This window comes from Microvirga thermotolerans, assembly GCF_009363855.1.
GTDB lineage: Bacteria > Pseudomonadota > Alphaproteobacteria > Rhizobiales > Beijerinckiaceae > Microvirga > Microvirga thermotolerans.
The window spans coordinates 121065-141751 of record NZ_CP045423.1 but is presented as its reverse complement, the minus strand read 5'-3'; the positions used below and the strand labels follow the sequence as shown (position 1 = coordinate 141751).

Annotated in this window: 23 protein-coding genes; 6 read left to right on the top strand and 17 right to left on the bottom strand. The window is 68.4% G+C overall.

From position 1 onward, the window contains the following. Positions 1-86: 86 nt before the first annotated feature. From GDR74_RS00620 to nirK, 6 genes are all read right to left on the bottom strand, one after another. Positions 87-470, bottom strand: a complete 384-nt coding sequence (locus tag GDR74_RS00620; protein ID WP_152584483.1) for a c-type cytochrome — start codon at positions 468-470, stop codon at positions 87-89. A 78-nt stretch (positions 471-548) separates the two neighbouring features. Continuing rightward, positions 549-686, bottom strand: coding sequence for a hypothetical protein (locus GDR74_RS18070; RefSeq protein WP_194164588.1), 138 nt, complete (start codon positions 684-686; stop codon positions 549-551). Positions 687-755: 69 nt separating this feature from the next. Further along, positions 756-1124, bottom strand: coding sequence for a hypothetical protein (locus GDR74_RS00615; protein WP_152584482.1), 369 nt, complete (start codon positions 1122-1124; stop codon positions 756-758). Between the two features lie 237 nt (positions 1125-1361). Then, complete coding sequence (locus GDR74_RS00610; protein ID WP_152584481.1) at positions 1362-1754, bottom strand: hypothetical protein; 393 nt, start codon at positions 1752-1754, stop codon at positions 1362-1364. 44 nt (positions 1755-1798) lie between these two features. Beyond that, entirely contained in the window at positions 1799-2512 is a 714-nt protein-coding gene (locus GDR74_RS00605) for a Crp/Fnr family transcriptional regulator (RefSeq protein ID WP_343039615.1), read from the bottom strand. A 109-nt stretch (positions 2513-2621) separates the two neighbouring features. Beyond that, entirely contained in the window at positions 2622-3743 is a 1122-nt protein-coding gene (gene nirK, locus GDR74_RS00600; protein WP_246179813.1) for a copper-containing nitrite reductase, read from the bottom strand. 319 nt (positions 3744-4062) lie between these two features. Between nirK and hemN the strand changes: the two genes are divergently transcribed. Further along, on the top strand, positions 4063-5415 hold the full coding sequence (gene hemN, locus GDR74_RS00595) for an oxygen-independent coproporphyrinogen III oxidase (protein ID WP_152584479.1): 1353 nt from the start codon (positions 4063-4065) through the stop codon (positions 5413-5415). A 188-nt stretch (positions 5416-5603) separates the two neighbouring features. Here the strand turns inward: hemN and GDR74_RS00590 are convergent, their stop codons facing one another. From GDR74_RS00590 to GDR74_RS00565, 6 genes are all read right to left on the bottom strand, one after another. Next, entirely contained in the window at positions 5604-7517 is a 1914-nt protein-coding gene (locus tag GDR74_RS00590; RefSeq protein WP_152584478.1) for a nitric oxide reductase activation protein NorD, read from the bottom strand. Positions 7518-7530: 13 nt separating this feature from the next. Beyond that, positions 7531-8418, bottom strand: a complete 888-nt coding sequence (locus GDR74_RS00585; protein ID WP_152584477.1) for a CbbQ/NirQ/NorQ/GpvN family protein — start codon at positions 8416-8418, stop codon at positions 7531-7533. Positions 8419-8483: 65 nt separating this feature from the next. Continuing rightward, positions 8484-9827: a cbb3-type cytochrome c oxidase subunit I gene (locus GDR74_RS00580; protein ID WP_152584476.1), complete on the bottom strand. Its 1344-nt coding sequence runs from the start codon at positions 9825-9827 to the stop codon at positions 8484-8486. Between the two features lie 16 nt (positions 9828-9843). After that, on the bottom strand, positions 9844-10296 hold the full coding sequence (locus GDR74_RS00575; RefSeq protein ID WP_152584475.1) for a c-type cytochrome: 453 nt from the start codon (positions 10294-10296) through the stop codon (positions 9844-9846). Between the two features lie 225 nt (positions 10297-10521). After that, a complete protein-coding gene (locus tag GDR74_RS00570; RefSeq protein WP_152584474.1) occupies positions 10522-10812 on the bottom strand; it encodes a cytochrome C oxidase subunit IV family protein in 291 nt (96 codons plus the stop codon). Between the two features lie 4 nt (positions 10813-10816). Further along, positions 10817-11386, bottom strand: coding sequence for a cytochrome c oxidase subunit 3 (locus GDR74_RS00565; protein ID WP_152584473.1), 570 nt, complete (start codon positions 11384-11386; stop codon positions 10817-10819). Between the two features lie 130 nt (positions 11387-11516). On the opposite strand from GDR74_RS00565, the gene GDR74_RS18065 reads away from it, so the two are divergent. After that, positions 11517-11672, top strand: coding sequence for a hypothetical protein (locus GDR74_RS18065; protein ID WP_194164587.1), 156 nt, complete (start codon positions 11517-11519; stop codon positions 11670-11672). Between the two features lie 10 nt (positions 11673-11682). On the opposite strand, the gene GDR74_RS00560 is transcribed toward GDR74_RS18065, so the two are convergent. From GDR74_RS00560 to GDR74_RS00550, 3 genes are all read right to left on the bottom strand, one after another. Next, positions 11683-12375, bottom strand: coding sequence for an NnrU family protein (locus tag GDR74_RS00560; RefSeq protein WP_194164586.1), 693 nt, complete (start codon positions 12373-12375; stop codon positions 11683-11685). Positions 12376-12546: 171 nt separating this feature from the next. Beyond that, positions 12547-12792, bottom strand: coding sequence for a DUF2249 domain-containing protein (locus tag GDR74_RS00555; protein ID WP_152584472.1), 246 nt, complete (start codon positions 12790-12792; stop codon positions 12547-12549). Continuing rightward, a complete protein-coding gene (locus GDR74_RS00550) occupies positions 12792-13142 on the bottom strand; it encodes a metal-sulfur cluster assembly factor (protein ID WP_152584471.1) in 351 nt (116 codons plus the stop codon). The genes GDR74_RS00555 and GDR74_RS00550 overlap by 1 nt, the downstream gene beginning before the upstream one ends. A 210-nt stretch (positions 13143-13352) precedes the next feature. Here GDR74_RS00550 and GDR74_RS00545 point away from each other — a divergent pair, with 210 nt between their 5' ends. Further along, complete coding sequence (locus GDR74_RS00545; RefSeq protein ID WP_152584470.1) at positions 13353-13592, top strand: DUF1858 domain-containing protein; 240 nt, start codon at positions 13353-13355, stop codon at positions 13590-13592. A 201-nt stretch (positions 13593-13793) separates the two neighbouring features. Here the strand turns inward: GDR74_RS00545 and GDR74_RS00540 are convergent, their stop codons facing one another. Next, complete coding sequence (locus GDR74_RS00540) at positions 13794-16208, bottom strand: PIG-L family deacetylase (protein WP_152584469.1); 2415 nt, start codon at positions 16206-16208, stop codon at positions 13794-13796. Next, positions 16198-17451, bottom strand: coding sequence for an ROK family transcriptional regulator (locus tag GDR74_RS00535; protein WP_152584468.1), 1254 nt, complete (start codon positions 17449-17451; stop codon positions 16198-16200). Before GDR74_RS00535 ends, GDR74_RS00540 begins: the two co-directional genes overlap by 11 nt. 179 nt (positions 17452-17630) lie before the next feature. Here GDR74_RS00535 and GDR74_RS00530 point away from each other — a divergent pair, with 179 nt between their 5' ends. The 3 genes from GDR74_RS00530 to GDR74_RS00520 are packed head-to-tail and all read left to right on the top strand — an operon-like array spanning position 17631 to position 20684. Beyond that, a complete protein-coding gene (locus GDR74_RS00530; protein WP_152584467.1) occupies positions 17631-18884 on the top strand; it encodes a sugar ABC transporter substrate-binding protein in 1254 nt (417 codons plus the stop codon). A 31-nt stretch (positions 18885-18915) separates the two neighbouring features. Next, entirely contained in the window at positions 18916-19842 is a 927-nt protein-coding gene (locus GDR74_RS00525) for a carbohydrate ABC transporter permease (RefSeq protein WP_152584466.1), read from the top strand. Continuing rightward, the gene (locus tag GDR74_RS00520) at positions 19842-20684 is read left to right on the top strand and encodes a carbohydrate ABC transporter permease (RefSeq protein ID WP_152584465.1); all 843 of its coding nucleotides are present in this window, start codon (positions 19842-19844) and stop codon (positions 20682-20684) included. The genes GDR74_RS00525 and GDR74_RS00520 overlap by 1 nt, the downstream gene beginning before the upstream one ends. Positions 20685-20687: the final 3 nt, after the last annotated feature.

Here is a 20687-nt window from a genome sequence, read left to right as displayed (position 1 = left end):
CTGCGGCTCCTCTCGCGAGGCCGCAGCCTTCGGCATTCAGGAATATCGAAAAGGGCTCGCCGCGCGACGATGGCCGCAGGAAAGGCCTACGACTTCTTGCCTGTGGCGTCGAACTGCTTGAGGTAGGCGATGAGGTCCTTGATCTTCTGCTCGTCCTTGAGGCCGGCATAGACCATCTTGGTGCCGGGGATCTTCGCCTTCGGATCCTTGATGTACTCGGCGAACGTCGCCTCGTCCCAGGTCAGGCCCGAGTTCTTGTTGGCGGGCGAGTAGTTGTAGCCCTCCACCGATCCCGCCTTGCGGCCGATGACGCCGTTGAGCGCCGGCCCGACGGCGTTCTTCGCGTTCTCGCCGATCTGGTGACACGCCTTGCAGGGCGCAAAGACCTTCTCGCCCGCAGCGGCGTCCTGGGCGTGGGCCGCCACGGGACTGAAGGCCAGGGCGAGCGGAAGGAGAAGTGCGAAGCGCATGACGATTCCTTTCTCGAAGCGGAGGGCTGCGCAAGAACTAGCGTCCGGACGCGGAGTTTCCACCGACTCCGCCAAGCCTCAGTCCGAGCGGGTCTTCGGGTCCGTCACGCTGCCCGTCGAGGACGGGGAGCCGTTCGGCGTCGTGCCGGCGGTCCGGAGAATCCTTTGGGCCTCGTCGAGCTGGGCGCGAAGGTCGGGAAGGGCGCTCGCCGCCATTTCCTGCAGCGGTTCGCTCTGCCGGAGGCTTTCCAGGGCGCCGATGGTCTGCGGATAGGTCTGGACGACTCACTGCGCCAAGCTCACGCCGAACTGCTGCTCGTCCGCGTCGCGGGCCAGATTGTCGAAGGTTCCGCGCTCCTGCGCCGGGATCTGCGCGGTGTCGCGCAGGTCGGGGACGGCTTCGGTCAGGGCACGGTTGATCCGGCTGTCCGTGAGCGCCATGCGGTCGCCCAGATCGTGTGCGGCCCCGCTCGCGTGGCGCTTCGAGGCGAGATGACCGTATTGCTGCGCCGTGACCGTACTGCGGGCCAGAGTCTCGACCGTCCGGCGCATCTCGGGCGTGAGGGATTCGGACTGTGTGCCGTTCACCTGCGGCGCATGCACCGTGCCGCCATGACTCTCGGGGCGGCCGCCGTCCTTGTGCGGATCCGCCATGGGGCCGCTCATCGGCACCGGCTGAGCCCGCGAGGGCGCCGTCGAAGCGGGCTGGTCCTACTGGGCCCATGCGGGCCAGGCGGAAAGAAGCGCGCAGAATGCTGTGGCCGCAAGCTGGACCTTCATGATCGGTTCTCCGTCGGATCGCTGGCGCCTGAATGCAGGGTTCAATGATCCAGGCCGGAGCAGGTTCCGCAGGCTGCAGCCTTTCGAAACGCGGCCGCAACCTGCGGACCGTCAGGCGCTTTTCCGTGCCCCGGGATCCAGGGCCTCGGCGGTGATCATGTCCGCGGCGCCCCTCGCCGCTGCATCCCTGATGTCCTCGAACAGGCGCGCAATTTCCGCAAAGACGCTCAGGTCGGTCTCCTCCGCCGTCAACGTGTCGAGCTCGCCGACGAGTTCGAGCAGGGCCGCGATGCGCTCCGCCTGGTGCCGCGCGTCCAGGATGAGGCCCCGCAGCTGCCGCCGCGCCTCGAGGATCTCGAAGCGCTCCAGCGCCGCGCCGAGCTTGTCGCGGCAGCGGCAGTCCAGGTCGAGCGTCTCCAGGACCGCGCGGACGCGGGCCAGGAGCGGCGACGGATCGGACCGGGCCGCCTTGCCCGGTTCCGGATCAGGGGAAACGAGCTTCATCGCACGCCCTCCTCGCAAGTCATCGTCGCGGCGCAAAGGGGTCCTCAGCCCCGGTTCGCCGGATATCCCTCTCCGAGCGACATGAGCCTGTGCGGCTCGCAGATCACGATTCTCTGCCGGCCGCCCTTCACCCAGCCGCGCTCCTCCCAGGCGCTGAGGATCCGGCTCACGTTGTGCAGCGTCGTGCCCGTCGCCTCGGCCACGTCCTGGCGGGAGATGGGGAAGTCGATCAGGATGCCCTGCTCCACGCGGCGTCCCGTGGTCTCGCTCAGGCGGACGAGGGCGTTCGCGACCCGCCGCTCGACCTGCTCGGTGGAAAGCTCCACGATCCGGCTGTGGGCATCGTGCAGGCGCGCGCCCGCGGCCTGAAGCGCGGCCCCGGCGAGGGCGGGAAGGAGGCCGAGCATCTGCGGCCACCGCGCCGACGGCCAGGCGAGGGCGACGCTGTCGACCGCCGCCGCCGCGGTCGCCGGGTAGGTGTCTCGCCCGAGGGCGACTGCGACGCCGACCAGTTCGCCGGGCCCCGCGAAGCGCACCACCACCTGGCGTCCGTCCGGCGTGAGCCGGGTCACCCGAAGGCGGCCGTGCAGGAGCACGAAGAACGAATCCGCCGGCTTGTCCTGCTCGTACAGGCTGCTGCCCCTGGCGCGGTAGACGGACCGCGCCTCGTCGAGGACCGCGTCGAGCTGGGCGGGCCCCGCGCCCGCGAACGGGGGCAGGGCGGCGATCAGGGAACGGTCGAGACCGGACATGGTCATGCACTCCTTCCGAAAAATCGTCCGCCGAAGGACCGCCCGCGCGGGAGGGCCCGACATGCCGAAAGGCCCGGGCGCGCGGCCCGGGCCATCGTCGTCGCGGCGACGTCCATCAGTGGCCGCCGGTCGACTGGGCCGACCTCTGAGGATTGAAATCCTTGAAGACCGTCTCGTTCTCGGGACCGTCCACCTTCAGGATTCCGGCGAGCCCGCGCTCGACCCGGCTCAGGGCATGGTCGACGAGAATGTAGTTTCCGGGAACCTCCAGCTTGAACTCCACCATGCTCGCGCCGCCGGGAGGAGTCGTGATGGTCTGCACGTCCTTCAGGGGCGAGGAGGTGAGGGAAGCCATGGGATAGGCCTTGTCGAAAATCTCGCCGATCACGTGGAAGGACGAGGTGTAGTTGGGCCCGCCCACGCCGAAGAAGACGCGCACCGTCTCGCCGACCTTCGCCGTCAGGGGGTTCTTCTTCAGGGCCTCCGTGGTGCCGTTGAAGACGAAGTATTCGGGACGCTCGCCGACGAGCTTCTCGTAGCTCTCCTCGGCGTGGCCCTTGGTGCCGAAGGGCTGCTCGGTGTAGATCTCGCCCTGCATCACGTAGAACTCGCGGTCGACCTTCGGCAGCCCCTCCTCGGGCTCGACCAGGATCAGGCCGTACATGCCGTTGGCGATGTGCTGGGCCACCATCGGGGTGGCGCAGTGATACACGTAGAGGCCGGGATTCAGCGCCTTGAAGGAGAAGCCGCGGCTCTCGCCGGGAGCAGCCTCCGTGGCCTTCGCGCCGCCGCCGGGGCCGGTGACCGCGTGGAAGTCCACGTTGTGCATCATGACGCTGTCGTCATGGTTTTTCAGGTTGACTTCGACGGTGTCGCCGACCCGCACGCGGATGAAGGGGCCGGGAACCTTGTTGTTGAAGGTCCAGTAGCGATAGGTGGTGCCGTCCGCCAGCTGACCGGTGACTTCGGTGGTCTCCAGGTTGACCTTGATGCGCTGCGGGCTGCGCGGGGCGATGGGGCCGGGAAGATCGGTCGGATCGCGCACCACGTTCACCGGCGCCTCCGGGGTTCCCGCGACCGGGCCATGCTTGTGGAGCATGTCCGTCGCGGTCGCGGCGGCAACCTTGTCGAGGGCCTGGGCAGGCAGCGGCTCGGAGAGCAGGGCGGCCGTGCCGAGCGCCAGCACGGCGGCGGTGGCAAGAAGCGGCCGGCATCCCAAGATCTTCAGAGTCCTCATCGTCGTCTCCTTTGTGAGACCGCCTGGCGGAACGTCTTCGTCCGTCATCGGATGACGCCTTTGTACGCCTGCAGGACCCGCCGGTGTTTGAGCTGTTGCAAATAAGAACGAGAATTCGCAAGACCTCTCGAAAGAAATCGGGAGTTCACGACGATTGGTGCAAAGAAATTGATTTGAATCAATTGGCGCTCCATCGCGCGGGGCGGCGTCGACCTCTTTGAGCGAGGTCAAAGACGCACCGCCCGATCCTCCCTAGAGACGGGTGGTTTCGACCGGCGCGCCGGACCATCCGCTCTGCGCCGCAGCTGAGAGATTTGACATGAAGGACGATCTGAGGGCGCGCTACGGCGAGGAGCGCCTGCCCCGCTACACCAGCTATCCCACCGCGCCGCATTTCTCCGACGCCATCGGGCCCGACGCCTATGCGGACTGGCTCGCGTCGCTCGACGGCGAGACGAGCGCCTCGCTCTATCTGCACGTGCCCTTCTGCCGCTCCATGTGCTGGTACTGCGGCTGCCACACCACCATCACGCGGCGCGACGACCCGATCGTCGACTACGTCGCCGTGCTCCGCCGCGAGATCGACCTCGTGGCGGAGCGCATCCCGGCGCGCCTTCCGGTGCGCCACGTCCATTTCGGGGGCGGCACGCCCACCATCATGGAGCCGAGCGAGCTTCTCGGCCTCGTCGCACTCCTGCGCGGGCGCTTCGATCTCGACGGAGCGGCGGAGATCGCGGTGGAGATCGATCCGCGCACGCTCACCCGCGCCATGACGGGCGCGCTCGGCGCAGCGGGCGTGACCCGCGCGAGCCTCGGAGTCCAGAGCTTCGATCCCGTCGTCCAGCGCGCGATCAACCGGATCCAGAGCTTCGAGCAGACCGCGCGGGCGGTGGACGGGCTGCGGGATGTCGGCGTGCGCGGCATCAACTTCGATCTGATCTACGGCCTCCCGCACCAGAGCGTCGATTCGTGCGTCGACACGGTCCGGCGGAGCGTCGCGCTCCGTCCCGAAAGGTTCTCGGTGTTCGGCTACGCGCATGTGCCGTCCTTCAAGAAGCATCAGCGCAAGATCGACGAGGCCGCCCTGCCGGACGGCGCGGCCCGCTACGCGCAGGCCGAGGCGATCGCCCAGGCGCTGACGGAGGCGGGCTATCGCCGCATCGGGCTCGACCATTACGCCCTGCCGGAGGATTCGATGACCAAGGCGCAGGCGGACGGCGCGCTGCATCGCAACTTCCAGGGCTACACCACCGACCCGAGCGACGTTCTCATCGGCTTCGGGGCGTCCTCCATCGGACGCCTCGCACAGGGCTACGTGCAGAACGAGATCGTCCTGGGACGCTATGCGGAGCGCATCGGGCGGGGCGAGCTCGCGACCGCCAAAGGCTATGCGCTGACCGCCGACGACCGCCTGCGGGCGGACCTGATCGAGCGCGTGATGTGCGACTTCAGGGTCGACGTGGCGAAGGTCTGCGGGCGTCACGGCGCAGACGCCGGAGCGGTGCTGCGCTCGGTTCCCCGCCTGCAGGATCTCGCGCGGGACGGCATCGTGCGCCTCGACGGCCCGGTCGTGTCGGTGAACGACGACATGCGGTTCCTCGTGCGCAGCGTCGCCTCGGCCTTCGACGCCTATCTCGGCGCTTCCGCTAGAACGCACAGCCGCGCAATCTGAGACGCTGCGGATCGTCCGCCGGCGCAAAGGTGAGCCGCTCGTCCGTCGCCGAGCGGCTCCCGGCGCGCTCCGCAGGGGGAGGACGCTAAAGCATCGAGCGCAAAAGTGGGAACCGGTCTTGCGCGAAAAGATGCTCCAGATCAGAAACTTGGAGCATCGAACGTGAGTTCGAATTCTCGTCCGATGCTCTAGCCGACGAGGTGCCTGTAGATCGCGGGAAGAGCGGCGGGAAGGCTCGCGATCCGGCCGACGATGGCATAGCCGCCGCGGCCGAACAGGGTCGGAAAGTAGGACTGCGCGTTCCCGTCCACCGTCACGCCGAAGACCGTCACGCCTGCGCGGCGCGCCTCCATCACGGCGCGGCGGGTGTCCTCGATGCCGAAGCGGCCCTCGTAATGATCGATGTCGTTGGGCTTGCCGTCCGTGAGGACGAGGAGGAGCCGCTGGCGGTTCGGGCGCTCGGCGAGCTTCGCGGCGGCATGGCGGATCCCCGCTCCGATGCGGGTGTAGTACCCCGGCTTCAGGGCCGAGATGCGCCGCACGGCGGACCCGTCGAGGGGCGCGTCGAAGTCCTTCACGGTCTCGATCCTCACCCAGGAGTGGCGGCGGGAGGTGAAGGTCATGATCGCGTGCGGGTCGCCGCAGGCCTCGAGCCCGTGCGCCAGCACCAGGAGCGCTTCCTTTTCCACGTCGAGCACGCGCCGGTCGTCCACCCATGCGTCCGTGGACAGCGACACGTCCACGAGGATGGCGACGGCGAGGTCGCGGGCCTGGCGGCGGCTGGCGAGGTGAACCCTGTCCGAGCCGGTGCCGCCGGAGCGCAGGTCGCTGCGGGCGCGCACGAGCGCGTCCACGTCGATCTCGTCGCCGTCCGCCTGGGCGCGGAGCGTCTCGTGCCTGGGCCGGAGCGCCTCGAACTGCCGGCGCACGCGGCGGATGCGCCGCTGCGCCGCCGCGTCGGGCTCCCAGTCTTCCCCCTGCTCCGCGGCCGGCGCCGCGAACACGCGGCAATGGTCGGGGAGATAGGCCCTGCGCGTGTAGTCCCACTCCGGATAGGCGATCCCATCCGCCGCGGGCGCGGTGGAGATCGCCTCCGGCGGCAGGTCGAGATCGAAGCGGAGTCGGGTCGCCGGCTTTCCGTGATGCTTCGCGAGAGGGATCTCGTCGGCCTCGTCCGCCGCCTTCCGGGCGTTCTCGTCCTCGTCGTCGTCGGAGGGGCGGCTCACGTTCACCATCTCCGCCATGGCGAGGATCTTCTCGAAACGGTTCAGGATGAAGGGATCCGAGCGCCGGGTCCGGTCCGCCTCCCGGCGCGCGGCGAAGCGCCTGCGCCCGTCGGATGCGGCGAGTGAGCCCGGCTCCGCGGGCTCGTCGCCGTCCTGTCCCGGCGGCGTCGCCGCCCGGATCCAGACATCGCCCCACAGAGGCACGGGAAGAAACGGCTGGTAGGCCGCGCCCGCCCGCCACGCGGGATCTTCCGCCGCGACGGCCTTCTCCCAGCCGGCAGGCGGCGCGGCGCCCTCGTCTCCGAGGAGGGAGAGGACGATCCGCTCGACCCGCTCCTCCGCCGCGGGCAGGGCGCGTTTCGGACGCGCCGCGAGGAGCGCGCGGCACAGATCGCGATGGGCCGGGGCGAGGCCCGGGCAGGCCCTCAGAACCCGCTCCGTCGTTTCCTTGGCCGTCTTCAGGGCGAGAAGGTCGCGGCGGAGGGGATCCGCCTCGTCCTGCGCCCTCATCGGCACATGGGCGAAGTAGGCGGCGAGCCAGAGGTAGAGCGAGCGGTTCAGCTCCCGGGCGGGGAAGAGCTCCACCCGCGCCGGCAGGAAGAGAGTCGCCGGGTCGCGACCCGGCTGCTCCAGCCTTTCCTCCGCGAGGCCGATCCGCTGGCGCAGGTTCAGGCGGTGGGACGAGGCGCGCGCGGCGGCTCCCGCCAGCTGCACGCCCGCCTCGCCGCCGAGGCCGCGAAACAGCACGGCGAGCGGCGCGCGCATCTCGTCGAGGGTCACGGCCGCGGCGGGATGGCGCGGATAGCTCGCGGCGCGGCCCACGAGACGGTGCCAGAGCTGGCCCACCGTCTCTTCCAGTTCGAGGAAATCGAGCATGGCGCCCTCCGGGTCAGCCGAGGGTCGCGCGGGCGATCTCGGTCAGGCCCGTCTTGACGTCGGCATCGTCCGTCAGGGGCTCGATGAGCGCCGCGGCGACGGCCTCCTCGGGCGCGACGCCGGCCGCGATGAGCGAGGCGCAGTAGACCAGGAGGCGTGTCGAGACGCCTTCCTCGAGATCCTGCCCCTTCAGGGCGCGCAGGCGCCGGGCGAGGAGGAGGAGCGGACGGACGCGATCCTCCGGCAGGCCACTCTCCGCGGCGACCACGGCGGCCTCCCGGTCCATCGGCAGGAAGTCGAACTCGATGGCGACGAACCGCTGGCGCGTGGAAGGCTTCAGGGACTTGAGGAGCGTCTGGTAGCCGGGATTGTAGGACACGACGAGCATGAAGGAATCCGGCGCCTGCAACTCCTCGCCCGTACGGTCGAGGGGCAGGATGCGCCGGTCGTCGGTGAGAGGATGCAGGACGACCGTCACGTCCTTGCGGGCTTCCACGACCTCGTCGAGATAGCAGATGCCGCCCTCGCGCACCGCGCGGGTGAGCGGCCCGTCCGTCCAGACCGTGTCGCCGCCCTTGAGCAGGTAGCGGCCGGTCAGGTCGGCGGCGGTGAGGTCGTCGTGGCAGGACACCGTATGGAGGGGAAGGCCGAGCCGGGACGCCATGTGAGCCACGAACCGCGTCTTCCCGCAGCCCGTGGGGCCCTTGAGGAGGAGCGGCAGACGCTTGCGCCAGGCGAGCTCGAAAAGGGCGCATTCGTTCCCGGCGGGAACGTAGTAGGGAAGGCCGGAGCCGTTCGCGGCCTCGGGGAGCGACGGAGCGGCCCGCGGCGCCTCCGGGAAGACGCGGACCGTCGCCTGCGGCAGGGATGGGGAAAGCGGCCTGCAGGGATGGGGAAACATGGGGCATGTCCTTCGTGAATTCGAGCGGGATGTGCGGGGCGGCCCGCGCGGGCCGCCCGGAGGGGTCATTCGGCGGGCTGGAGCTGCGCCAGGCGCGGCGCCGTCTCGCGGCCGGGAAGGAGCACGGCGTAGACGAACATCAGCGCGGAGATCAGCACGAAGATGCCAGAGCCCAGGCGGATCCAGTAGAAGAGCGCCAGCTGCTCCTGGACCTCCATGTAGGACTGGCCGAGCACGCGCTGCAGGTGGACCTGGACGACGCCCGCGAAGGTGAGCGCGAAGGTCATCACGGACATGGCCGTGCACATGATCCAGAAGCTCACGATGCTGAGCCACTGGTTGTAGGGCGCGCGGCCGCGGAGCTGCGGCATGGCATAGGCCATCACGGCGAGGTTGAGCATCACGTAGGCACCGAAGAAGGCGAGGTGCCCGTGCGCGGCCGTCACCTGCGTGCCGTGCGTGTAGTAGTTCACCGACGAGAGGGTGTGCAGGAAGCCCCACACGCCGGCGCCGAAGAACGCCATCACCGAGCAGCCGACCGACCACAGCAGGGCGGCGCGGTTGGGGTGGCGGCGGCCGGCCTTCCAGGTCATCTGCACCGTGAACACGATCATGGTGAAGAACGGCGCCACCTCGAGGGTCGAGAACAGCGAGCCGATCCACTGCCAGTAGCCGGGTGCGCCGATCCAGTAGAAATGGTGGCCGGTGCCGAGGATGCCGGAGAACAGCGCCATGCCGACGATCACGTAGAGCCACTTCTCGACCACCTCGCGGTCGATGCCGTTGAGCTTGATCATCAGGAAGGCGAGGACGGAGGCCATGATCAGCTCCCACACGCCCTCCACCCACAGATGGACGATGTACCACCAGTACATCTTGTCCACGGCGAGGTTCGCGGGGTTGTAGAAGGCGAAGAGGAAGAAGATCGCCACGCCCCACAGGCCGAAGAGCAGGATGTTCGTGACCACGGTCTTGCGCCCCTTCAGCACCGTCATCGTGATATTGAACAGGAACATCAGGCACACGGCGACGATGCCGACCTTGATCGCGAAGGGCTGCTCCAGGAATTCGCGGCCCTCGTGGATCTTGAACAGGTAGCCGACCACGGCGACCGCCGCCGCGCCCAGGAACAGCCAGAACTGCACCTTGGCGATCAGCGGGCTGAACAGCTCTGTCTCCGCTTCCTCGGGGACGAGATAGTACGTCGCGCCCATGAAGCCGATCAGCAGCCACACGATCAGCGCGTTGGTGTGGACCATCCGGACGATGTTGAAGGGAAGCAGCGTCGAGAGCGTGTTGGGCAGGACGTAGATGGTTCCGGCCAGGACGCCAAACGCGACCTGGGCCAGGAACAGGCTGAGCGCTCCGTAGAAATAGAGCAGGGCCACCTTCTGCGATTGATATTTCATGATGGTTCTTCCGATCTCACCCGGCCTTGTTCGGCGGCCAGTTCTGCGTCTTGATGCGGCTGGTCCATTCCAGGAAGTCGGCGAGATCGTCGAGTTCCTGGTCCGTCAGGTTGAACTGCGGCATCTGGCGGCGGCCCTCGATCCCGGAGGGCTGGGCCTGCATCCAGGCCTTGAGCATCTCCCGCGCGGCGGCGGGATCTTCCTTTCCGCCCCAGCGGTCCCAGAGATTTCCGAGCTCGGGCGCGAAATAGGCGCCCTCGCCGAGGATGGAGTGGCAGTTGATGCAGGAGTTCTTCTCCCACACGTGCTTCCCGCGTGCGACGGCGGGAGACAGGGTCGACGTGTCCGTCGACGTGGTGTTCATGTAGTAGTGGCTGTGGGCCGTCAGGCCCAGGAAGATGGCGAAGAAGAAGAACGAGCCTCCGTAGAACACGTTCCTCGCCGCCGATTTGGTGAGGGCTTCAGCCATCACGCGATCCTTCTCGAAGTGGCAGGGATTCGGGCGATGCGGCGCTGGCCGCACAGGGGCGGTTCCGCGGCGGACTGCGCGAGCGTGCGGACCGTTCGTGAGCGTTCGGCATCGGAACCTGCTTCGGGCCCGGAGCGGGCGCCACGTGGAGGATGTCGCGAAGCTACAGCAGCGGCGGGCCCGCTCTTTGCGCCAGGACAAGCTTCGGCGCCGTAAGGCGGGCGGTCAGGCGCGGAGAAGGGCGGCGGCCGCAGCCGCCCAGGAAGCGGCGGCGACGAGCAGCAGCCAGGCGAGCAGGAGCGCGCGCCAGAGGGGCGGCGCCGCGCGCAGCTTGAGGAAGTCGAGCAGCATCCACCGTCCCTTGAACACGGCGGCGGCGAGGATGGCCCCGTCGGCGGCGAGCCCCGCGCCGCCCGCCCGCGCCACCGCCATGCCGGCGAGGGTCAGGAGGACGAGGGCCATCCAGGCCCGGGTGGCGCGGCGCCTGTCGGCGCGGACGACGGACTCGTGGGTCATGAGGTCATCCGATCAGATAGACCAGCGGGTACATGACGACCCAGACGAGATCGACCATGTGCCAGAAGGCCGTGCCGGTCTTCAGGTTGTCCGCGCTGTCGTGGATCGCCACCGTCGCGAGAATGACGATGCCGAGCAGGACATGCAGGAGATGGAAGCCCGTCAGCAGGAAGTAGAGGGTGAAGAAGGTGTCGGTCTCGAGGCCGATGCCGGCCTGCGCCTTGCCGGTATATTCGACGAGCTTGAGCCCGGCGAAGAGGAGGCCCAGCGCCATGGCTCCCGCCAAAAGGGCTCGCGCCGCGCCGCGCCGTTCCGCAAGGCGCGCCTCGACCGCCAGCGCCGCGAGCCACCCGCTGGTGATGAGGACGAGGGTGTTCGCTCCGCCGAGCAGCGGATCGAGCTGCGCCCGTCCCGCCGCGAAGAGCGCGGGCTGCACCGCGCCGGCGACGGAGAAGGCCACGAACAGCAGCCCGAACGTCACGACCTCGGTAAGGATGAGCACCCACATCATGGGATGTCCCGGCAGATCCGAGAGCCCGCCCCAGGGGCGTTCCTCCTCCTGCGCCATCGTCATCGTCCGGTCCTCGCAAGTGGTCAGCCGCGTTCCTCTATCGTCCGATTTCGTGCCCTCTCGTTGCGCTGGCGCAAACAGGCGGCCGGGAAACCGGGCCATAGACGAATCCGCCAACGGAAGGAGACCGGACATGACCGACGCGCAGATCGGACTGCTGACGGCAACGCCGCTCATCGTCGTTTTCGCCATCATGCTCTACCGCATGGGAGTGCTGCGCCTCACGGGAACGCTCACGGCGGTGGCGATGTCGGTGGCGATCGCGGGCGTTCTCTTCCTCACCCAGTGAGGACGACGGTTCATCTCATGGCCGCGAGCCCGGCGAGGGGATCGGGGCCGATGAGGAGCGCGTGTCCCTGGACGACGAACCAGACATAGAGCGCGGCGGCCGCGAGCGCGGGCAGGACGAGGGCGCGCAGGCTCCGCCGGTCCGCGCGTCCCGAGACGAGCGCCGCGAACGGCACCACGGAGGTTCCGGCGCTCAGCGCGTGCCAGCGCTCGGCCCCCAGGCGCCTGCGCGCCTTGACGTCGAGAAGGACGAACCCGGCGAGCGAGAACGCGGCCATGGTGCCGAAGAGGAGGAGGGCGACGAGCGTTCCGTTCGGCGGAATGTGCGACGCCGCCCAGACGAGGAACGCCCACAGAACCGGGTGCCGCGTGACCGCGGCGACGGGGCCGGGCTCGGGGCCGCTCCGGAGCGAGATCGACAGCGGGTTCGGCTGCGCCAGCCCGGCCACGAGGAGGAAGGCGGCGAACGGCATGGCGACGAACGGCACGTGCCACTGCCAGGGCGCGGGTTCCCAGAGCCATACGGTCTCGGCCCGCTGCGCCGCCGCCACGAGCCAGCCCAGCAGCACGAGCGAGAGCGCCGAATAGGCGGCGAGATAGGCTTTCCGGCCCATCGCGGCGATCAGCCGCGCGCGCAGCCCGGGGCTCGCCGGAATGAGATGCGCCGCCAGAAAGGCGGCCAGGGCGGTCAGGAACTCCATCATGGTCTGGATCCGGAATGTCGGGCTGCCGGTGCGCCGGTCGAAACGGCATGGGTCCGATGCTCTCTCCTTAAGAAAGCGCAGCATCGAAGGCGGGCCTCAGGTTCCGCCCGGTGCGCTGGCGGCGGGGAATGCGCGCCGTTCCCGGAGGGCGCATCCCCCTGCCGCAGGCGGTCAGGCGGCGCGGCTGATCCTGATGCGCCAGAGGTCCGGACCCTCCTCCTGATAATCCCAGCCGAATTCGCCCGGCCGCGCAACGTTGAACTGATAGAAGAGCGGCCTCGGATCGTGGTCGTTCACGAGCAGGAAGGCCTCGCCGGGGGCGAGCTGGTCGAAGACCTGGAAGATCAGGGGGTGGCGCATCCGCGGCAGGATCTGCCGGACGTCGATGACGGTTTCGGTCACGTTGCAGTTGCACATCAGGCGGTCCTCGATGGGCGGCCGAGGAGGTCCCGGCCGCGTGGAGTGATGAAGTCCGGAGTCCAGAGGGGCTCCCAGACCAGGCGGACGTCGATGCGGGAATGCCCGGGAAAGCGCTGCGCCAGGCTGTCCCGCGCCTCGTCCAGGATCATCTCGCCGAGCGGGCAGGCCCGGGTGGTGAGGGTCAGGGCGACCTCGACGGCATCCCCGCCGACGACGGCCCGGTACACGAGCCCGAGATCGACCAGGCTGAGGCCGATCTCCGGATCCATGACATTCGCCAGGGCATCGAGCACCGCAGGATCGAGGGATCCTGGATCCCTGGCAGGTCGCTTGGATGGAAGGGTCATCGGCGCTCCTCGTTTCGACGGGAGGGACCTTGGCCGAGCGGAGCCCGCGGTTCTTTGCCCTGCCTCAAACAGGGCGCACTTTCCGTTCGCCCCCGTGGTTCCTTCTTGTCGTTCCTCCTTGTCGCCGCGCAAAGAAGGCGGCCGGCCGCGGGCCTAAGAATGAATCCATGAGAAAGCCCATCATCGGCAGTTCATCGTCCGGAGGCCGCCATGCCCGTTGAAGCCACACAGCTCGTCGACGACGTGATGCGACAATGGCCTGCGACGATCCGCGTCTTCCTCGATTACAGGATGCGGTGCGTCGGGTGCCCCATCGCCTGCTTCCATACCGTCGACGACGCCTGCCGGGAGCACGGCGCCGATTGCGCCGCCTTCCTGGCGGATCTTCAGGCGGTCGTCGCGCGCGAGGAGGCGCGCGGGCGCGGCACGCTGCCGGAAGCGGCGACCTGAGGCGCGCCGCCCTCCGGCTCGACCGTGACCGAGATCAAGGCGCCTTCGCAGCCGACATTGCTTCCTGCGAAAGCCTCGGCGTCATCCTCACCCACGTCGGGACCGACAACGGCGCCTGCCGTCGCTCGCACGCCGGGATAAAACGCGCCGCGCCCATCGGCAGAGCCGGGCAAACCGGAACGACCAGTCGACGCTCGGCGACTAATCCCCATGCCCTTGCCGGGCCGGCTGAACCAGGTTCGCCAGGAGACGGAACGCGCCGGGAACCAGCTTGTCCAGCTGATGATGCAGCACCAGCGCCATGTGGGTGTGGCGCCCCCGCCCGACCGGGGCCGAGAGCAGGGCGCCCTTGAGCGGCCTCTCGCCCGGATCGTTCAGGGACAGCAGCTCCTCGTAGGCAGGGTCGTAGGCCGATGCGAAGTAGAGCCCTCTCTCCTTGTCCCAGCCGTCCCAGTCCGCCGCCGTCATGCGGTTGGGATATCCGAGCAGAGGGTGATCCGGCTTCAGGACCGTCACCGGAGCCGCCGGATCGGTCACGCGCCACCGGAGCGACGGCGATCCGATTGCCAGACGGCGTGGCGGCGTGCGGTCGGGATCCCAGCCGTCCGTGGGACGGTGATAGAGCGTCACCAGATGGCCGCCCTCCGTCACGAACCGATGCAGGCGTTCCGTCGCAGCCTTGAGGTCGGGCCTGAGACCGAACGCGAAGAGGCCGACGACGACCGTCGTGAACTCCGACAGGGTTCCCGTCTTCAACGCATCCTCTCCGAGATCCGTCACGTCGAGGCCGAGGCGGCGCATGTGGGCGCCGACATGGTCGCTGCCGCCGCCCACGTAGCCGATGCGGGCATGGGCGGGCAGAGCCACGTCGAGCGTCAGGACCTTGAGCTCCGCCGGCGTCACGTACGGAGCCGGTCGGACATGGGGATAGGTCACTGTCCGGACGTGGCTCGCCGGCCGGCCGTCGACGATGGGGACGAGGGTCGCAACACCGGCGGCGGTCTGCCGAGGCGGCAGGACGACCCAGTCGCCTCCGTCGCGTCGGACGTCCCAGCCCTCCGGCGCCCGCCACTCCGCCGGCTCCGCCCCAAGGGTTCGGACGCGGATGCCGGACCGAGCCTCGCCGGACTTGACGATGACGAATGCGGGATCGAGCGTCAGAGACCGGGCGGGTCCTATCGTCAGGGGCGACTCGGGATCCACGTCGACCGAGATGGCACGCTCCCCCGCCTTTCCCGTGACGCGAATGCCGGCCGGCCCGTTCCCGCCCATGGGATCGAACGCCTCGGGATAGCTGCCCGTGTGAGGCGCCGAGGCCGGAATCCCGATCGCATACCGGACGTGTCCGGGCTTTCCGGCCACCTCCACGCAGTCCAATTCATCGGGAAGGCGCGGCACGACCTTGAGATCCGAAAGGCCGGGCGCAGCGACATGGACATCCAGCGCGACCTCGGCTCCCGGGCAGGGAGACCCCATGAAAACCGCTCTCGCGCTTCCGGCATTGGCTTCGAAGAGCGCCGCGTCGATCTCCCGCAGCTTGCGCTCCAGGCGATGGACGTGCCTCTCGCCGGCGGTTCGGTCCAGGCGGCCCCTGGCATCTTCGATTCGCCGGGCCGCCCGGACGAGGCTCCTGCCGATCATCATCCGGTCCGGAAACGCCGCTCCGGCTGCGTCGATATGCTCCTGCGCCTCCCGCAGAGCCGCCGCGACGTCGCCGGTCACGTCCGGTCCGTCCGCGAGGTCCGCGAGCGTCGCGGGAAGATGCTCGCGGATATCCCGTTCGGGAGCGGCGGGGCCGGCGGCCCGGAGCTTCAGGTGGAGTTCCCAGCGGTCGACCGGGTCGTCTCTCCATACGCCCATGCCCTGGGATGCGTGCGCGGCGCGCGACCACTCGCCGAGCTGGCGATAGGCCAGGCCGGTCGCTTCATCGCGCCCCTCGACCTCGATGCGGAGAGTGACGGGCGGCGGAGGCGCCTCGTCGTCATACGCATAGCTCGCTCCCGACCATGCCGGGAGATAGAACTTGGAGACCTGCCACGGACGCAGACCCAGCGCCGCATGTTCGGGAAACGCAGAGGGATCGCCGGCCAGCATGAACGCCTTTTCGGCCGCCCGCGTCATGGCGCGATGATGGCCGTGCTGCCCCGGCACGTCGAGGAATGTCGGGATAACGATGTCCGGCCGGTACCGGCGATAGGACCGGACGAGCCGCTCGACGATGCGCTCCTCGCCCCAGCGCCGGAGCGTATCGTCCCCGTTCTTGGAGAAACCGAAGTCGTGGACCGGGTCGTCGGGCCCGTGGCCGAGCCAGGCCACGTCGGCGTCGATGCGCCGCGCCGCCTCCTCCATCTCCGCGGTTCTGAGGACGCCGAGGGCCCCCTCCCGCTCCGGGCCGAGCGCATTCTGACCGCCTTCCCCGCGCGTGGAGCAGGCCACGACGACGCGCATGCCGTAGGCGAACCGCAAGGCCGCGAGCAGGCCGTTGGCCTCGTCGTCCGGGTGCGCTCCTGTGTTCATGACCGTCAGGACGGATCGCAGCCGGCCCAGGGAGCGGTGCAGGCGAACGAGCGCCGGTTGGTGGACGGCACGGGCAAGGCGGCTGTGGTCATCCGACAAGGGAGGTCTCCTCCTGCGATTGTTCCCGGCGCGTCGCCTGGGCGGTGTCGAGACGGGGCGTCATCGCCTCCAGGACCGGCAGCGCAGCCGCTCCGAGCGCGGCCGTGAGCCGGCCCGTCCGCCCGTGGACGAGGCGCGCCTCGCTCCGGTTCCGGCGCCGCGCGACCGACAGCGGAAGCGGCTGCATGGCCCGGGTGAGATCCTCCAGAAGTCCCGGCGGAAGGGCGCCGCCGATCACGACGGCCTCGGGGTCGAAGAGGTTCTCCAGCATTGCGACCTGAGGGGCGAGACGGTCGGCCGTCTCCCGGATCCAGGCCCCGACGACGGGATGCCTCTCGCGATGGAGCCGCTCGAGCAGCGCGTCGTCGAGGCCTTGGACTCCTGCCTCGGACAGCCTTTCGGCGAGGGCGTGGATGGACGCATAGGCTTCGAGGCAGCCGCGCTGGCCGCACGAGCAGAGGCGCCCTCCCTTCTCCACCAGCACGTGCCCGATCTCACCCGCATTGCCGTTCGCCCCGCGATAGGGACGGCCGTCGATCATGATGCCGAGGCCGAGCCCGTGGCCGAAATAGATCAGGCAGAAGTTCTTGAGATCCCTGGCCGCGCCGTGGAGCCGCTCCCCGACGGCCGCGGCCGTGGCATCGTTCTCGATGGTGACGGGTGCTCCCAGCATGCGACCGATACTGGCGGCCGCGTCGAAGTCCAGCCACCCAGACAGGGTCGTCGGCCCGACGGAGGTCATCCCTTCGACGTTGAACGGGCCCGGCATCACGACGCCGATGCCGAGGAGCTGAGGAGGGAAGGGCTTGAGCTGGGCCCGCGCGGCCTCGATCTCGGCCTGGATGACCGGCAGCACCGTCTCGGGATCGTTCCGCCGAAGCGACACCGTCCGCTGCGCGCGAACGCGGCCGCCGATGTCCACCAGGAGTGTGGAAACGTGATCGGCCGCGATCTCGATGCCTGCGGTCATGCCGCCGTCGGGATTGACGGCGAACTGAAGCGGCGGCTGTCCGCGCCCGGCCCTGAGACGGCCGGTCTGGATGAGCAGCCCGTCGGCGACGAGTTCCTCCACGATGTTGGAGACGGCCTGGGCGCTCAGATGGGCATGGCGCGAGATCTCCATGCGTCCTAACGGACCCAGTTGGCGGACGACGTCCAGCACCACGCGCCGGTTATGCGACCGGTTGCGCTCCGGATTGCTCCCGATGGTCGACCGCACGCCGGCCTTGGACTTTGTCGGCATCTCCCGCACTCCACGAGTCAGACGATGACCCGGCGCCGAGAATAACTCAAGTGAATTATCTTATTGACAGAGGCCGGCCTCTGGAGGAGCCTGGAGCCCGGAGAGGTTCTCGAGGCCGCCGCTCGGGGCCGTCATCCGCGAAAATCCGGCGCCACGCGCCAGAACAAAGGGAGAGGGATATGCGTCTTCATCGTCTGCTTGCGAGCGTTGCCTTCGGCTTCGCCACCCTGGCCGCATCCGGCGCCAAGGCCGTCGAGATCGAGTACTGGCAGTACGTCTTCGACACCCGCGTCAAGGCGATGAACCAGCTGATCGCCAAGTTCCAGGAGGCCAATCCGGACATCAAGGTCAAGCAGACCACCTTCCCCTATGCGGACTACCAGACGAAGGTGGCCGCCGCGATCCTCGCGGGCCAGGGTCCGGACGTGGTGCAGCTCTTCTACGGCTGGACCGACAATTTCATTGCCGGCAAGATGATCCGCCCCCTGCGCGCCGAGGCGTTTCCGGCGGCCGATATCGAGCGCGACTTCTTCCCCATCGTGAAGGCCATGAAGCGCGGCAACGACTATTACGGCCTTCCGACCGCCGTGCGCTCCCTGGCGCTGTTCTACAACAAGAAGGCCTTCAAGGAGGCGGGCCTCGACCCCAACAACCCGCCCAAGACGCTCGACGAGCTCGTCGCCGCCGCCGAGAAGACCACCAAGCGCGACGGCAGCGGCAATATCGTCTCGGCTGGCATCACGCTCGACATGGCGGGGCAGGATCATCAGTGGTGGCGCGAGGTGCTTGTCCGCCAGTTCGGCGGCGTCCCCTACACGGACAACGACACGAAGGTCGCCTACAACGACGAGGCGGGCCTGAAGGCGCTGACCTTCTACACGGACCTCCAGAAGAAGCACAAGGTCGGCCAGGTCGGCTTCATGGACGAGGGGCAGGCCGCCTTCCGCGCGGGCCTCGCGGCCATGACCATCGACGGCACCTTCCGCCTCGGCTCCTTCAACACGATCAAGGGCTTCGAATGGGGCGTGACCGAGCTCCCCGCCAATGCCCAGGGCCTGCGCAGCAACTACGCCAGCTACTTCGCCAACGCGATCACCACGAAGGCCGAGGGCGAGAAGCTCGCCGCCGCCGAGAAGTTCCTGGCCTATGTCTCCTCGCCCGAAGCCATGAAGATCTGGATGGAGGTCGTGGGCGAGCTGCCTGCCCGTCGCGCTGCGGCCCTGACGCCCGAGAACGTCGCGCATCCCGTCTACGGCCCGTTCCTCAAGGGCCTGGAGTATGCCCATACGACCCTGTTCAAGGACGAGGCCGCCCAGCGGCAGGTCGCCATCGACATGGCCAACCGCGTCCTGATCGGCGGCGAGGATCCCAAGACCTCCCTCGCCAAGGCGGCCGAGGCCGAACAGGCGATCATCGACCGCGCCAAGCGCTAAGCGCCTGGCCCAAGCCGCGAGGATCGCTTCGATGTCCGCCGTCACACCCCGCGAGACCGCCTCCGGCGGCCTCTGGTCAAGGATGAGCCTCGGCCGGAAACAGGTGGTATGGGCATGGGGGTTCCTCGCGGTTCCGCTCCTCTTCTACGCGGTCATCCGCTTCTGGCCGACCTTCCAGGCCTTCTACCTTTCGGTCACGGACTGGACCATCACCCGGCCCGCGTCGTTCGTCGGGCTCGAGAACTACAAGAGGCTCCTTGCGGATCCCCTCTTCTGGCAGGTGTTCCGCAACACCTTCATGTACCTGATCCTCGGCACGCCGATCAGCCTGCTGATCTCCTTCACGGTCGCCTATTATCTCGACCGCGTGCGGTTCATGCACGCGTTCATCCGCGCCCTGTACTTCCTGCCGTTCCTCACGACGGCGGCGGCGATGGCCTGGGTCTGGCGCTGGTTCTACCAGCCGGTTCCCATCGGCGTGATCAACGACATCCTTGCAGGCCTCGGCCTTCCGCAGCAGCCCTTCCTTCGCTCGACCGCGCAGGCGCTTCCGGCGGTCCTCGCGCCCGCCGTCTGGGCGGGCCTCGGCTTCCAGATCATCATCTTCCTCGCCGGCCTGCGGGCGATTCCCGTCACCTATTACGAGGCCGCCCGCATCGACGGGCTGTCGGAGGGTGCGATCCTGCGGAAGATCACCCTTCCGCTGCTCAAGCCGACCCTGGTCTTCCTGGTCGTGTTCTCGTCGATCGGCTTCCTGCGCATCTTCGATCAGGTCTACAACATCAACACGAACGACCCCGGCGGCCCCCTGAACTCCACCAAGCCGCTCGTGCTGATGATCTACCAGACGGCGTTCAGCTCCTACGAGATGGGATATGCGGCCGCCCAGACCGTGGTCCTCTTCCTGATCCTGCTCGTCATCTCCCTTGTCCAACTGCGCCTCATGAGAGACCGCTGATGAGAGCCGCCTACGACCTGACCGCTTCACGGATCCGGCCCGGACGGATCGTCGCCTGGACGCTCCTGTTCCTCGGCGGCGTCGTCATGGTGACGCCCCTCGTCTTCATGCTCTCGACCTCCCTCAAGGACGCCTCGCAGGTCTACGACCTGCGCGTGATCCCGGAGGCGCCGACGCTCGACAACTACATCGAGATCCTGACCGACGGCCGTTTCACGCGCTGGTTCCTCAACTCGGTCGTCGTGGCGGCGATCGTCACCCTCTCGAACGTCTTCTTCGACAGCCTGGTCGGCTACACGCTGGCGAAGTTCCGGTTCAGGGGGCGCTACGTCGTGTTCATCGCGATCCTGTCCACTCTCATGATCCCCACCGAGATGCTCGTCCTGCCCTGGTATCTCATGGCCAGCCAGTTCGGCTGGCTGGACAGCTACTGGGGCATCATGTTCCCGGGGATGATGACGGCCTTCGGCACCTTCCTGATGAAGCAGTTCTTCGAGGGAGTTCCTGACGATTTCCTGGAGGCGGCCAGGGTCGACGGGCTGAACGAGTTCACCATCTGGTGGAAGATCGCCATGCCTCTGGTGACTCCCGCCCTGTCCGCCCTTGCGATCTTCACCTTCCTCGGCAACTGGACGGCCTTCTTCTGGCCCCTCATCGTGACCACGAGCGCGGATCTCTACACCCTGCCCGTCGGCCTCTCGAGCTTCGCGGTGGAGCAGTCCATCCAATGGGAGAAGATCATGACGGGCGCGAGCATCGCGACGCTTCCCACGCTCATCGTCTTCCTCCTTCTCCAGCGCTACATCGTCCGAGGGGTGATGCTGGCGGGACTCAAAGGCTGAAGC

Bases quoted from the DNA above. Each gene is read 5' to 3' on its own strand.
- GDR74_RS00590 (WP_152584478.1), bottom strand. From the start codon at position 7,517: ATGCTCGATTTCCTCGAACTGGAAGAGACGGTGGGCCAGCTCTGGCAC.
- GDR74_RS00525 (WP_152584466.1), top strand. From the start codon at position 18,916: ATGTCCGCCGTCACACCCCGCGAGACCGCCTCCGGCGGCCTCTGGTCA.
- GDR74_RS00550 (WP_152584471.1), bottom strand. From the start codon at position 13,142: ATGACCCTTCCATCCAAGCGACCTGCCAGGGATCCAGGATCCCTCGAT.
- hemN (WP_152584479.1), top strand. From the start codon at position 4,063: ATGAAGGACGATCTGAGGGCGCGCTACGGCGAGGAGCGCCTGCCCCGC.
- GDR74_RS00520 (WP_152584465.1), top strand. From the start codon at position 19,842: ATGAGAGCCGCCTACGACCTGACCGCTTCACGGATCCGGCCCGGACGG.
- GDR74_RS00565 (WP_152584473.1), bottom strand. From the start codon at position 11,386: ATGACGATGGCGCAGGAGGAGGAACGCCCCTGGGGCGGGCTCTCGGAT.
- GDR74_RS00605 (WP_343039615.1), bottom strand. From the start codon at position 2,512: ATGACCATGTCCGGTCTCGACCGTTCCCTGATCGCCGCCCTGCCCCCG.
- GDR74_RS18070 (WP_194164588.1), bottom strand. From the start codon at position 686: ATGGCGGCGAGCGCCCTTCCCGACCTTCGCGCCCAGCTCGACGAGGCC.
- GDR74_RS00620 (WP_152584483.1), bottom strand. From the start codon at position 470: ATGCGCTTCGCACTTCTCCTTCCGCTCGCCCTGGCCTTCAGTCCCGTG.
- GDR74_RS00560 (WP_194164586.1), bottom strand. From the start codon at position 12,375: ATGATGGAGTTCCTGACCGCCCTGGCCGCCTTTCTGGCGGCGCATCTC.
- GDR74_RS00535 (WP_152584468.1), bottom strand. From the start codon at position 17,451: ATGCCGACAAAGTCCAAGGCCGGCGTGCGGTCGACCATCGGGAGCAAT.
- GDR74_RS00610 (WP_152584481.1), bottom strand. From the start codon at position 1,754: ATGAAGCTCGTTTCCCCTGATCCGGAACCGGGCAAGGCGGCCCGGTCC.
- GDR74_RS00570 (WP_152584474.1), bottom strand. From the start codon at position 10,812: ATGACCCACGAGTCCGTCGTCCGCGCCGACAGGCGCCGCGCCACCCGG.
- GDR74_RS00580 (WP_152584476.1), bottom strand. From the start codon at position 9,827: ATGAAATATCAATCGCAGAAGGTGGCCCTGCTCTATTTCTACGGAGCG.
- GDR74_RS00585 (WP_152584477.1), bottom strand. From the start codon at position 8,418: ATGTTTCCCCATCCCTGCAGGCCGCTTTCCCCATCCCTGCCGCAGGCG.
- GDR74_RS00545 (WP_152584470.1), top strand. From the start codon at position 13,353: ATGCCCGTTGAAGCCACACAGCTCGTCGACGACGTGATGCGACAATGG.
- GDR74_RS00530 (WP_152584467.1), top strand. From the start codon at position 17,631: ATGCGTCTTCATCGTCTGCTTGCGAGCGTTGCCTTCGGCTTCGCCACC.
- nirK (WP_246179813.1), bottom strand. From the start codon at position 3,743: ATGAGGACTCTGAAGATCTTGGGATGCCGGCCGCTTCTTGCCACCGCC.
- GDR74_RS00615 (WP_152584482.1), bottom strand. From the start codon at position 1,124: ATGGCGGATCCGCACAAGGACGGCGGCCGCCCCGAGAGTCATGGCGGC.
- GDR74_RS00555 (WP_152584472.1), bottom strand. From the start codon at position 12,792: ATGTGCAACTGCAACGTGACCGAAACCGTCATCGACGTCCGGCAGATC.
- GDR74_RS18065 (WP_194164587.1), top strand. From the start codon at position 11,517: ATGACCGACGCGCAGATCGGACTGCTGACGGCAACGCCGCTCATCGTC.
- GDR74_RS00575 (WP_152584475.1), bottom strand. From the start codon at position 10,296: ATGGCTGAAGCCCTCACCAAATCGGCGGCGAGGAACGTGTTCTACGGA.